The 12286-nt window shown below is 67.1% G+C and carries 12 protein-coding genes; 4 read left to right on the forward strand and 8 right to left on the reverse strand.

The genetic code is table 11. From position 1 onward, the window contains the following. The first annotated feature begins 54 nt into the window (after positions 1–54). Together CSQ92_RS10355 and CSQ92_RS10360 are read left to right on the forward strand one after the other, a co-directional pair. Entirely contained in the window at positions 55–1458 is a 1404-nt protein-coding gene (locus CSQ92_RS10355) for an SLC13 family permease (RefSeq protein WP_208672423.1), read from the forward strand. 232 nt (positions 1459–1690) lie between these two features. Continuing rightward, the gene (locus CSQ92_RS10360) at positions 1691–2578 is read left to right on the forward strand and encodes a LysR family transcriptional regulator (protein ID WP_034783934.1); all 888 of its coding nucleotides are present in this window, start codon (positions 1691–1693) and stop codon (positions 2576–2578) included. 43 nt (positions 2579–2621) lie between these two features. On the opposite strand, the gene CSQ92_RS10365 is transcribed toward CSQ92_RS10360, so the two are convergent. The 8 genes from CSQ92_RS10365 to CSQ92_RS10400 form a co-directional block, all read right to left on the reverse strand. Beyond that, entirely contained in the window at positions 2622–3749 is a 1128-nt protein-coding gene (locus tag CSQ92_RS10365) for an acyl-CoA dehydrogenase family protein (protein ID WP_099394060.1), read from the reverse strand. Positions 3750–3815: 66 nt separating this feature from the next. Further along, positions 3816–4508 (reverse strand): glutathione S-transferase family protein, encoded by a 693-nt coding sequence (locus CSQ92_RS10370; protein ID WP_034783932.1) that lies wholly within the window; start codon positions 4506–4508, stop codon positions 3816–3818. A 23-nt stretch (positions 4509–4531) separates the two neighbouring features. Continuing rightward, complete coding sequence (locus tag CSQ92_RS10375; protein WP_034783931.1) at positions 4532–5140, reverse strand: flavoprotein; 609 nt, start codon at positions 5138–5140, stop codon at positions 4532–4534. A 36-nt stretch (positions 5141–5176) separates the two neighbouring features. After that, the gene (locus CSQ92_RS10380) at positions 5177–6397 is read right to left on the reverse strand and encodes a MalY/PatB family protein (protein WP_257219183.1); all 1221 of its coding nucleotides are present in this window, start codon (positions 6395–6397) and stop codon (positions 5177–5179) included. After that, positions 6394–7116: a glutamine amidotransferase gene (locus tag CSQ92_RS10385; RefSeq protein WP_034783929.1), complete on the reverse strand. Its 723-nt coding sequence runs from the start codon at positions 7114–7116 to the stop codon at positions 6394–6396. Before CSQ92_RS10385 ends, CSQ92_RS10380 begins: the two co-directional genes overlap by 4 nt. After that, the gene (locus tag CSQ92_RS10390) at positions 7109–7804 is read right to left on the reverse strand and encodes a peptidoglycan DD-metalloendopeptidase family protein (RefSeq protein WP_034783928.1); all 696 of its coding nucleotides are present in this window, start codon (positions 7802–7804) and stop codon (positions 7109–7111) included. Before CSQ92_RS10390 ends, CSQ92_RS10385 begins: the two co-directional genes overlap by 8 nt. Then, positions 7801–8358 (reverse strand): hypothetical protein, encoded by a 558-nt coding sequence (locus CSQ92_RS10395; RefSeq protein ID WP_099394061.1) that lies wholly within the window; start codon positions 8356–8358, stop codon positions 7801–7803. The genes CSQ92_RS10390 and CSQ92_RS10395 overlap by 4 nt, the downstream gene beginning before the upstream one ends. 1 nt (position 8359) lies before the next feature. Beyond that, positions 8360–8776 (reverse strand): acyl-CoA thioesterase, encoded by a 417-nt coding sequence (locus CSQ92_RS10400; RefSeq protein WP_034783925.1) that lies wholly within the window; start codon positions 8774–8776, stop codon positions 8360–8362. Positions 8777–9049: 273 nt separating this feature from the next. On the opposite strand from CSQ92_RS10400, the gene gshB reads away from it, so the two are divergent. Both gshB and paaZ read left to right on the forward strand, forming a co-directional pair. Continuing rightward, positions 9050–10018 (forward strand): glutathione synthase, encoded by a 969-nt coding sequence (gene gshB, locus CSQ92_RS10405; RefSeq protein WP_099394062.1) that lies wholly within the window; start codon positions 9050–9052, stop codon positions 10016–10018. Continuing rightward, positions 10015–12069, forward strand: a complete 2055-nt coding sequence (paaZ, locus tag CSQ92_RS10410) for a phenylacetic acid degradation bifunctional protein PaaZ (protein ID WP_099394063.1) — start codon at positions 10015–10017, stop codon at positions 12067–12069. The genes gshB and paaZ overlap by 4 nt, the downstream gene beginning before the upstream one ends. The last annotated feature ends 217 nt before the right edge of the window (positions 12070–12286 follow it).

The following is a 12286-nucleotide window of genomic DNA, read 5'->3' on the forward strand; positions in this document are numbered from 1 at the left end:
TGACCACCACACGGCGCGGCGCCTTGCCGCGCCGGCGCGCCCAGGAGCCCAGCCTTGAAGTCCTTGTCCCTCGCCCTTCCCCTGCCCGTTGCGCGCCTGCGCGCGCTGGCCGCCATCGCCGCGCTGACGCTCGCCAGCGGCCTGGCGGCCGCGCTCTACCTGCCGGCCTCCATGGCCGGCGTGGTGGCGCTGCTGGTCTTTTGCATCAGCATGTGGGCCACGGCCCTGGTGCCCGAATACTGGCCGGCCCTGGCCTTCTTCCTGGTGGCGATGCTGTGCAATATGGCGCCCGCGCAAACCGTGTTCTCCGGCCTGCAGTCGACCACCTTCTGGCTGCTGTTCAGCGGCGCCGTGATGGGGGCGGCGATCGGCCACACGGGCCTGGGCAAGCGCGCGGCGGCCATCCTGTCGCGCATGCTGGGGCGGCGCTACGCGGGCGTCATCGCCGGCATCGTGCTGTTCAGCGTGGCGCTGGCCTTCGTCATGCCTTCAGGCATGGGCCGCGTGGTGCTGCTCATTCCCATCACCATGGCCGTGGCCGAGCATATCGGCTATGGCGCGGGCCATAACGGCCGCACGGGCATGCTGATGGCGGCCAGCTTTTCCAGCTTCCTGCCGACCTTCGCCATCCTGCCGTCGAACGCACCGAACATGATCCTGTCCGGCATGGCGGACAATCTATATGGCGTGCAGATCGCGTATGTCGACTACCTGCTGCTGCACTTCCCCGTGCTGGGCATCCTCAAGTCCGTCCTGCTGGTGCTGCTGATACTGTGGATGTTTCCCGCCGCCGATCCCGTGCGCGCGGCCGCGCCGGCGCAGCGGCAAGGTCCCATGTCGGCGCAGGAGACGGGACTGGCCGTGGTGCTGGGAGGCTGCCTGGCCCTGTGGATGACGGACGGCCTGCATCATGTGTCGCCGGCCTGGGTCGGCCTGGCCGCCGCCCTGGTCTGCCTGTGGCCGGCCGCCGACCTGACGTCGAAAAAATGCCTGAACCAGGAAATCAACTACGGTTCGCTGCTGTTCGTGGCCGGCGTGATGGGCCTGGGCGCGGTGATTTCGGAAAGCGGCCTGGGCGAAGCCGTGGTGCATGGCCTGAGCCGGCATGCGCGCTTTGCCACCGACACGCCGCTGTGGAACGCCGCCGTGCTGACGGTGATCTCGACGGTGGTGTCGCTGGTGACCAACCTGGCGGGCGTGCCGGCGACGATGACGCCGCTGGCGCAGGACCTGGCGGCCGTCACGGGCCTGCCGCTGATGACGGTGCTGATGACGCAAGTGCTGGCATTTTCCAATGTCTGCCTGCCCTACCAGGCGCCGCCCCTGATTTTCGCCATGCAGGCGGCCAGCCTTCCGGTGGCGGCCGTCACCCGCCTGTGCCTGAGCCTGTTCATCCTCAGCCTGCTGATACTCACGCCGCTGGACTTCGTATGGTGGCACGTGGTCGGCCTGCTGTAGCGCTGGCCCGCGGGCAGGAACTTTCTCACGAAAAGTAACAATTTACGCCATTTCAAGGGCTGGTGCGCGTCGCGCAAGTGACAGGGAGAAGGGAAAAGTCACAAATAATTACCCATCCTGCAGGCATTGTTAATGCGGTTTTCTTAATGAAATCACATATAATGCATAGTTGAAAAACAAATAAGAATATCTGAAATTTCACCCATATTTTAACTTAGTGGACCCGCCCCTCATGGAAATCCATCACCTGAAAACCTTCGCCACGGTGGCGCGCGAGGGCAGCATTACGCGCGCATCCGAACGGCTCTTCCTGAGCCAGCCCGCAGTCAGTGCCCATGTCAAGGCGATGGAGGATTATCTCGGCCTGACCCTGTTTGAACGCACGGCACGCGGCATGAGCCTGACCAGCAGCGGCCAGCGCATCCTGGCCAAGGCCGAACGCACGCTCAACATCCACCGCGAACTGCTCGACGAAGCCAACCACATCAAGGGCCGCCTGGCCGGCAAGCTGCGCATCGGCGTCGGCGGCCAGTCCAACAACGAAGCCATTGGCCGGCTGGTGCGGCGCTTTTCCGAGCACCATCCGGAAGTCGAGGTCTCGCTGGAGCACGGTAGTTCCACCGGCACCCTGAACGGCATCCGCAGCGGCACGCTCGACGCGGGTTTCTACAACGAGGCGCGCTCGCCCGACGATGACCTGATGACGATCGAAGTGGCGTGCTTCCCCGTCTACGTGGCGGCGCCTGCCGGCATGCTCGACACCACCCAGCCGCTCGACTGGAACGCGCTGGCCGAGCTGCCGTGGATCTTCGCGCCATCGAGCCTGTGCTGCGGCGGGGCCGCCGAGCACCTGTTCAAGACGCGCAATTTCCGTCCGCGCCGCATCATCAGCATCGACCGCGAAAGCGTCACCCGCTCGATGCTGGCCGAGCGCCTCGGCGTCGGCCTGCTGCATGGCGACACGGCGCTGGAAGCGCAGCGCCTCGGTGAAATCGACATCCTGTGCGTGGCACAGTCGTCCGTGCGCAATCTGTTCGCGCACCTGGCCTCGCGCGCCAGAGAGCCGATGTTCGAGGCGATCAATGATGCGCTGAGCGAATCGGGCATATTGGCGGCCTGAACCGCCAATATGCCGTGCGAGTGCCACAGCCAGCCCGGGAAACCTAGCGAGCCAGGCGCTGCATCTGATTGAAGATATTTTTGCGGTGCATTTCTTCGGTGCCGCCCACGCTGGCGAAAGCCAGGGCGTTTTTCATCAGCTCGGCCACGCGGCCGTTGTGATAGCCAAGACTGCCGTACAGCTTGACCAGGCTGGTAGCGCTGTTGATCAGGTCTTCGGATCCCACCAGCTTGGCGATGGAACAGCTCATCAACCCTTCCCGCTGGCCTGCCAGCAACTGCGACAGCGCGCCAAACGCCAGCCATCGCGAACGTTCCATGCCGATGCGGATATCGACCAGGCGCCGCTGCACGTACTGGTGGTTGTCGATGCTGCTATTGAAGCTGCTGCGGCTGGCCGCGTAGCGCATCGCCTCGTCCAGGTAGGGCGCGATCAGGTTGGCCGCCGCCAGGCCGTAATACAGGCGTCCCAGCGAAATGGTGTCGATCAGCGTGGCCAGGCCGCGACCGGGCGCGCCCAGCAGCTGCGACGGGCGCACGGCCACATCCTCGAAATGCAGGGCGCCGGTGGGCAGGTTGCGGTTGCCCAGCTTGTCGTCCACCAGGCCGGCGCGCAGGCCGGGCGTACCGCGGTCGACCAGCGCCAGCGCGATATTGTGCTCGTCCTTGTCCGCCAGGCGGCAGACGATCAGGGCGAAATCCATGATGGGCGCGTGCGCGATATTGTACTTGCCGCCATTGAGCACGTAGCCGTCGGCCGTGGCGCGCAAGGTGCTCTGGATGCTGCGCACGTCCGTGCCCGTGCCCGGCTCGGCGATGCCGGTGGCGCTGACGTCGCCGCGCAGGATGGCGCCGAAATAGCGGTCGCGCTGCCCTTCCGTGCCGTGCCGCTCCAGGCCCCGCACCATGCCGGCCTGGGCGATGACCGACAGCAGCAGCTCCGGCGCGCCGATGGTGGACGACAGGCCGTCGAGGGCGGCGGTAAAACTCCACCAGTCGCCCGTCGCGTGATCGCTGCCGGGCACGATCATGCGCCACAGACCGGCATCGCGCAGGCGCTGCCAGCCGTCAAAATCGAAACCTTCGGCGCGCGCGGCGGCGCCGGCGGCAATGTCGCTGCCGATGCCGGCGTAGCGCTGGCGTATCTCGCCCTGTTGCGGTGTAAACATCATGGTTAGCCTTGTTGGTCAATGAAAGAAAAAGGGCCGCGCAGGCGGCCCTGGCAGGTACGCCGGCCGTCAGTCCGACAGGACGACGGAGCGCCCGATGGCGCCGTGCAGGTCGAGGCAGCGCTCGAACCAGGTACTGACGGGATCGTCGGCCGGCAGCAAGGGATACGGCACGGTGATGCGCGCCCATTGCAGCACGCCGAACAGGATGTAGTCGGCAAACAGGGGCTGCGCGCCGCCCAGCCAGGGCTGCTTGGCCAGCACGCTGCGCAGCGGCGCGAATTTTTCCGGCAGGGCCGCCAGCTCGATGTGGCGGGTGGCCGAGGCCTCTTCCAGGGTCTTGCCGAAGCGTTTCTCGCGCGCCGCGCGGAAATACGCCTGGTCCGCCGGCGACATCAGCGCATGCATGTCCATGGCGGCGATGGCCGAGACGGGCGGATGGATGACCGTCTGGCTGAAGCTTTCGACGAAACGGGCCATGGCCTGGCCGCCCGGGCCGCCGAACAGGCTGGGACGGTCCGGATAGGCGCGCTCCAGGTGCACGGCGATTTCAAAGCTGTCGCCCTCGATGTGGCCGTTGTCGTTCAGCACCGGCACGCTTTTATAGCTGCCGTCCTCGATGCCGGCGATTTCCGCGAAGGAGACGGGCCGTACCTCGGCCTGCAGTTCCTTGTGCTTGAGTGCCATGATGATCTTCCACACATGGGGCGAATAATGACGGCGCCGGTCGGCGGCGCACAGGCTGTACAGGATGATGGACATGCGGTTCTCTCTGGTTGTGAAGGTCAGGCCGCGGCGCCGGTCAGCGCCAGGCGCTGCACGCCGCTGGCGGGGAAGCGTTCGCGCAGCAGCGCCAGCACCTGCTCGGGACTCGGCAGCGAGTGGTGGCCGTGCATGCGCTCGAGCAGCGGATCGAAATGGTCGCGCCAGACGGGGTCGATGATGATGTAGCCGTCCTCGCGCAGCTGCGCCAGGTTGCGCTGCACGGCCGGCTTGGCCAGCATCGGCCCGCCCATCACGGGGAACAGCAGCACGGGAAAGGTGGCGGCCAGGATCACGGTGGTCAGGCGGTTGCCGGAAAAGCCGTTTGCCACGGCCGCCAGCGTGTTCGCGGTGGCGGGCAGCACCAGCAGCAGGTCGTGCTCGGCGGCCAGGCGGCCTGGCTTGTCGGTCGGCCAATCCTGCGGCCGCTCGCCGCTGATGACGCGGTCGACGTACAGCGCGATCGATTCCGGCTTGAGGAAGTTGGTGGCATTCGGCGTCATCAGCACGCTCAGCTCGCAATCGAGGTGGTCCTTGATGATGCGCAGGTAGTTCGGCAGCAGGGTCGAATCGAGCGATCCCGTGACGCCGATGAGGATGCGCGGCTTGTGTTTTTTGATGGGCGTTTCCATGGTGTTGTGTCCAGGTGGTGGCACGGCTGTGCCGGATTAATGGGATGCAGGCGGACGGCGGCGCTGGTGCGCGCGCACCGCCATGACCATGCGGTCGAGGATCTCGGCCAGCAGCGGCTGCGAGGTGGCGAAATTGAGGCGCGCGCAGTGCGCGGCGCGCGCGTCGAAGACTTCGCCCGGGCTGAGCGCCACGCGTGCATGCTGGAGGAAGAAATCCGCCGCCGGCTGGTCCAGCTCCAGCGCGCCGCAATCGAGCCACAGCAGATACGTCCCCTGCGGCACGTGGAAGCGGACGGACGGCAACTCGCGGCGCAGGATCTGCGCCGCGTAGTCGCGCATGGCCAGCAGGTGCGCCAGCACGGCGTCGAGCCAGGGCTGCCCGTCGTTCCAGGCCGCCACGGTGGCGTCGATGCCCAGGTTGTTGACGGCGCCCGTCAGGCGCGCCGGCAGGCGCGCATGGAAGCGCTGCTGCAGCTGCGGCGTGCCGAAATGGGCGACGGCGCAGCGCAGTCCGGCGATATTGAAGCTCTTCGTGGCAGAGTTCAGGGTGACGGTGCGCGCGGCGGCCGCCTGCGACAGGGAGGCGAATGGCAGATGGCGCGCGCCCGGGTAGACCAGGTCGGCATGGATTTCGTCGGACACCACGATCAATGCATGGCGTTCGGCAAAGGCCAGCACGCCGTCCAGCTCCGCGCGGCTCAGCACGCGCCCCGTCGGATTGTGCGGATTGCACAGGATCAGCACGCGCGTGCGGGCATCGACGGCTTGTTCCAGGCTCTCCAGGTCGAGCTGGAAGCCGTCGGCACCCGTGCGCATTTCCAGCGCGACCAGGCGCCGGCCCGTGCCCTCGACCGCTTCGCGGAACGGCGCATAGTGCGGCACCTGCACGATCACGCCGTCGCCCGGGTCGGAAAACGCCATCACCGCGGCAAACGTCGCCTGCACCAGGTCGGGCAGGACCAGCACCTGGTCGGCCTCGGCCTGCCAGCCGTACAGGCGGCGCATGCGCGCGGCGAACGCGTGTGCCACGGCGCGGTCGGCCTTGCGTCCGTCACGCAGGGGATAAGTGAAATCGACGCGCTGCAGCACCTGCGCCAGCGCCGCCTGCACGGCGGGCGCGGTGCCCAGGTCCATGTCGGCCACGCAGGCGGCAAGCACGCCGGGCTGGTACTGGCGCCACTTGAAACTCTGGCGCGCCAGCAGCTGGTCCAGGGTCAGCGCCAGGCCGTCCTGCAGGGTAGCGAGCTGGCGGCTCATGCTTCGGTAAACACGCGGTTCAGGAAGCCGTTGAACCATGCCCGCAGCGCCTTGTCGTGCAGCACGCGCCCCTGCAGGTGCTGTTCGCCCTGCTGCGCGTTCGGCAGGTGGAAGCGGTGCGCGCCCTTCACCGCCCAGCGGCGCTGCATGGCCAGGGTCAGCTCGGGATGGTACTGGATGCCCCAGGCTTTCTCGCCGTAGCGGAAGGCCTGGTTGCGGTAGGCGTCGCCCTCGGCCAGCAGGATGGCGCCCTTGGGCAGCTCGAAACCCTCCATGTGGAAGTGGTACACCATATCCGGCCACTTGGGCATGATGCGCTGGCCTTCGGCCGTCGGCTTCAGCGGATACCAGCCGATCTCCGTGACGTCGCCCTCGGCCGCCGTCACCTTGCAGCCGAGATTCTTGGCCAGCATCTGCGCGCCCAGGCAGATGCCCAGATACGGCCGGTTTTCCGCCAGCGGCACGGACAGCCACTCGATCTCGCGGCGGATGTGCGCATCGCTGTCGTTCGCGCTCATCGGGCCGCCGAACGAGATCACGCCCGCGTGGCCATCGAGGGTGTCGGGCAGCGGGTCGCCGCACACGGGACGGCGGATATCGAGTTCAAAGCCCTTGTCGCGCAGCAGCTTGCCGGCGCGGCCCGGCGTCGACGCCTCCTGGCGCAGTATCGCCAGGATCGGCCGCTTGCGTCCGCGCCGGCCTTGCATCGTTTCACTCATGCTGCTCTCCTTGTATCTTGTTGCGCTGGATGTAGGACTCGACCAGGCTGGCATACGGCGGCACGAAGGTCACCAGGGTCTGCTGGCCCACCTTGATGGTGTCCTTGACGTCGAAATGCAGGTGGATCGGCAGCTTGTCGATCCAGTTGTTCGAAATCCTGCCGATGCGCGCGCCGCGCGCCACCGGCTGCAGCTCGCGCACGGCCAGGTCGCTGGTATTGAGGTGCACATAGCGGTACAAGGTGCCGGCGGCCGTCTGCAGGGTGACGCTGAAACGCGCGATCTGCACGATGACGCCATCGTCGGCCGCTACGGCCCAGTGAAAGTTGGCGCGGCAGGTGGCCGGGCGCAAGTCTTGCCCCTGATGTCCGCCGGACAGGCAGAACGGCAGGTTGTCCTTGCGCAGCTCGCAAAAATTGTCGCGCCACGGATAGGCATAGTTGGCGTCGTCGCAGGAATCGCCTGCCTTGCCGCGCTGGCCGCCCACGCCGTAGAAATGCGAACTGGCGTAGGCCGCGCCCTTCTCGATGGGAAAGCGCATGTCCGGGTACAGCACGGCGGCGCTGGCCACGCCGCTGCCGCTGCCGGGTAGCAGTGCTCCGGGCGGCAGGAAACGGTCATCATTGCCGGCCAGTGCCGGCAGCGCCAGCGCACCGAGCACGCCAGCCAGTAGCAAAGTCTTCATCATGGTTTTTCTCCCGCCACGAGCAGCAGCGCACGCGCCGTGTCGGTCAGATATTGCGGATCGGTGCAGCGCTTGTCCTTGAGCGGCTCGTCGCAGCTCATGCGCAGCGTGTAGGCGGCGCCAAAGCGCGTGAAGCTGTAGTCGGCGCCGTCGCCTATCGATTCGAAGGCGCCGCCCGCATGTTCGAGCTTCAGGTCACCTGGTGCGACGAGGTGCGTGGCGCTGCCGAACAACCCCAGCTTCGCGCCCGCCGGCGCATACAGGGCCGCATAGGCCGTGCCCTGGCCATGGAAACGCGGCGCGCCCCAGTCGCCTTCGGCCGGCAGCAGCAGTACCGGGATGTTGACCTGCGCCAGCCCGGCGGGCGCCGTGGCGCGCAGCGGCCGCAGCACCGCGTCGGCCTGCGCCGCGCCGGCACGCGCCAAGCTGGCCGCGGGCCAGTCGATCGGCGTCAGCACGCGCCGCACCGGTTCACCGGCGCCGGCGGCCAGCGGCGCCGCAGCGCCCGCGAGCAGGCCCAGCGCGCCAAGCGCTTGCAGGAATGCCAGGCGCGCCATCTTAGAGGCTGCCCTGGTAGGCCAGCACGGTCTGCTTGAACGACTCGGGCACGGGCTGCGTGGCCTGCTTTTCATAGTCGTACATGACGTGCACGGAAATGGCCTTGGCCATCACCACGCCCTGCTCGTCGCCGATGTGCATGATGTGCTCCATTTCAAAGCTCTTGCCGCCGAACTTGGAGACATGGCTGAGCACCAGCACCTTGTCGCCGTACTTGGCCTGGGCGATGTATTCGCACGCGGTTTTCACCATGATGTGCGGCAGCTTTTCGCTCTTCGGAATTTCCAGGATGCGGTGCATGTATTCGAGGTAGGCCGTCTGCATGTACTCGTAGTACACGGGGCTGCTGACGTGGCCCATCGAGTCGGTGTCGCGGTAACGGATGTCGAGATTGGTCTTGAAAGAGCGGCGCATCATTGTGTCCTCATGTGGCGGTTATATCCGGTCAGGCCGGCTTGGGTAGTGACATTTCGCCAATGATGCTAAGACCGATAGCGGGTACCTCACAAGACGCAATATCTGAGGGCGGACGTCCAAATATCTGAGGAGCCGAATGGCGCCCGTTGCGCTACCATCGCTGCAGAAATATTCCAGCAACAAGGACCCGGCGCATGGCGCCACGGCTGCCGCGCGCACTGGCGCGGCCCACCGGTTTCCTCTACCCCACCCTATTGAATGAAAGGCGCATCGATGAAAATCGCGATCCTGGCTGACCGCCTCGAGCTGTTGAACATCAAGAAAGATTCGACCTACGCGATGATGCAGGAAGCGGCCGCGCGCGGCCACGCACTGCACGTGTTCGAACAGCAGCATCTGCACTGCGAGGGCGGCGTGGTCAGCGCCCATGCCGCGCGCGTGCAGCTGGTCGACGACGCCGGCACGTGGTTCCACCGGGAGGCGGCGACGACGCTGCCGCTGGCGCAGTTCGACGCCGTCCTGGTACGCAAGGATCCGCCTTTCGACATGGAATACCTGTACAGCACCTACCTGCTGGAAATGGCGCAGCGCCAGGGAGCGCGCATCTTCAACCGGCCATCGGCCGTGCGCAACCACAACGAAAAACTGGCGATCCTGGAATTTGCGCCGTTTTGCGCGCCGACCCTGGTCAGTCGCGAGCCGTCGCGCCTGCGCGCCTTCCACGCCGAGCACGGCGACGTGATCTTCAAGCCGCTCGACGGCATGGGCGGCGCCGGCATCTTCCGCGTGCGCGAGGACGGCATGAACCTGGGCGCCACCGTCGAAATGCTGACGCGCGACGGCGCCGTCACCATCATGGCGCAACGCTACATTCCCGCCATCAGCGAGGGCGACAAGCGCATCTTGCTCATCGGCGGCAAGCCGGTGCCGCATGCGCTGGCGCGCATACCGCAGGCGGGCGAGGTGCGCGGCAACCTGGCTGCCGGCGGGCGCGGCGAAGCGCGCATGCTGACGGCGCGCGACCGCGAGATCGCCGATACCCTGGCGCCGGTGCTGGCGGCGCGCGGCCTGCTGCTGGTCGGGCTGGACGTGATCGGCGCGCATCTCACCGAAGTCAATGTCACCAGTCCCACCTGCTTCCGCGAAATCATGCAGCAGACGGGTTTCGATGTGGCAGGCATGTTCATCGATGCGCTGGAAACGGCGGCATCGCTCACGCACACGAACGAGGAACAATCATGAGCAAGGTAAGCACACTGCAAAGCTGGATAGGCGGACGCTGGATGGGCAGCGAAGCGGGCCTGTCGCTGCACAGCGCCATCGACAATTCGCTGATCTATCACACGCATGCCGAGTCGGTCGACGCGCAGCATGCGCTCGACTATGCGCGCCGCACCGGCGTGCCGGCGCTGATGGCCCTCGACTTCCAGCAGCGGGCGGCCTGCCTGCGGGCGCTGGCATCGCACATCCAGCAGCACCGCGAGGAGCTGTACACGATCGCCTACCTGAGCGGCGCCACGCGCGCCGACAGCAAGCAGGATATCTGCGCCGGCATCGGCGTGCTCAATTCCTACGCCGGCATCGCCGCCAGCGGCCTGCCTTCAGGCAATGTGCTGCACGAAGCGCCCGCCATGTCGCTGTGCCGGCGCGGCGGAGCGGCCGGCACGCACATCATGGTGCCGCGCGGCGGCGTGGCCCTGCACATCAACCCGTTCAACCTGCCCGTCTGGTCGCTGCTGGAAAAATTCGCCGCCAGCTTCCTGGCCGCCATGCCCTGCATCGTCAAGCCCGCCACCTGCACCAGCTACCTGGCCGAAGCGCTGGTGCGCCTGATCGACGCGTCCGGCGTGCTGCCGAAAGGCGCGCTGCAGCTGGCCATCGGCCCTGCCGATGCCTTGCTGGCCCGCCTGCAGGACAACGATGCCGTCAGCTTCACCGGTTCGGACGCCACCGCCACGACCTTGCGCAACCATCCCAACCTGCTGGCGCGTTCGGTCCAGGTCAGCCTGGGCGCGGCGTCGCTCAATTGCGCCATCCTGGGACCGGACGTGCGCAGCGGCGAGCCGGAATTCGAGCTGCTGGTCGACGCCATCGTGCGTTCGATGACGGTCAAGGCGGGCCAGGACGGCGCCGCCATCCGCCGCGTGATGGTGCCGCACGGGCAGATCGAAGCGCTAACGGCGCGCCTGCGCGAACGCCTGGCGGCGGTGGTGATCGGCGACCCGGCCCAGGCAGGCGTGCAAATGGGACCGCTGGCATCGCAGGAGCAGCGCAGCGAACTGGGCGCCCGCGTGCGCGCCCTGGCCGAGGAAAGCGACATCGTCTGCGGCCAGGCGGACGGCTACGCGCCTTCCGGCGCAGGCGTGCGCGATGGCGCCTTTGCCGCACCCACACTGCTGCTGTGCCGCGGCGGCGCGCGCAGCGACGCCGTGCATGAAATCGAGGCCTTCGGCCCCGTCTGCGCCCTGATGCCGTATGCGGACGTGGAGGAAGCGCTGGCGCTGGCCGCACGCGGCAGGGGCAGCCTGGCCAGCACCCTGGCCACGCGCGATCCGAGGCTGGCCGCGTATGCGGTGCCGCGCCTGGCCGCCTCGCACGGGCGCGTGCTGGTGCTGGAACGCGAAGTGGCGGCGGCGGGGACGGACGTGCTGGCGTCGGCGCACCTGAAGTACGGCGGCCCGGGCCGCGCCGGCTGCGGCGAGCAGCTGGGCGGCCTGCGCGCCATCTCGCAATACCTGCAACGCTCGGCGCTGCAAGGCTCGCCCACCATGCTGACGGCCGTGACGGGCGAATACGTGCGCGGCGCCGCCGTGCGCGAAAGCGTGCAGCATCCGTTCCGCAAGCATTTCGACGAGCTGGAAGTGGGCGAATCGCTGCTGACGCACCGGCGCACCGTCTGCGAAGCGGATATCGTGGCCTTCGGCGGCATCTCGGGCGACTATTTCTACATGCATTTCGACGAGATCGCCGCGCGCGATTCGCAGTTCGGCCGGCGCATCGCGCACGGCTATTTCGTGCTGGCGGCGGCAGCCGGCCTGTTCGTCTCCCCGGCGCCGGGTCCCGTGCTGGCCAACTACGGGCTCGACGACCTGCGCTTCGTCGCGCCGGTCGGCATCGGCGACACCATCCGCGCGCGCCTGACGTGCAAGCGCAAGGTCGACCGCCAGCGGCGCGACGATAAGGGTGTCGGCCAGGGCGTGGTGTCGTGGGACGTGCAGGTCACCAACCAGAACGATGAACTGGTGGCCAGCTACGACATCCTGACTCTGGTCGCCAAGCGCGCAGGACTGTGAGCGGCAGCCCTCAGCTTTCCTGATGGCGCCGCTCAAGAAATACAAATAGCCAACGTTGCCCCCGTCTTTCAGAATGGCGGCTGACGAGATGAAGCCAACCGGGTATTTCAGGGACTGGAAGCGGTGCGGCGCGCCGCTTCCAGTCCCGGGACAGCGCTGCTGTAGCAGATTCGACTGACGCTGCGCAGGCCAGCACCTGCGCCCTCCCTTCCCGTAG

Origin of the sequence: Janthinobacterium sp. BJB446 (assembly GCF_002735655.1) — a bacterium.
GTDB lineage: Bacteria > Pseudomonadota > Gammaproteobacteria > Burkholderiales > Burkholderiaceae_D > Janthinobacterium > Janthinobacterium lividum.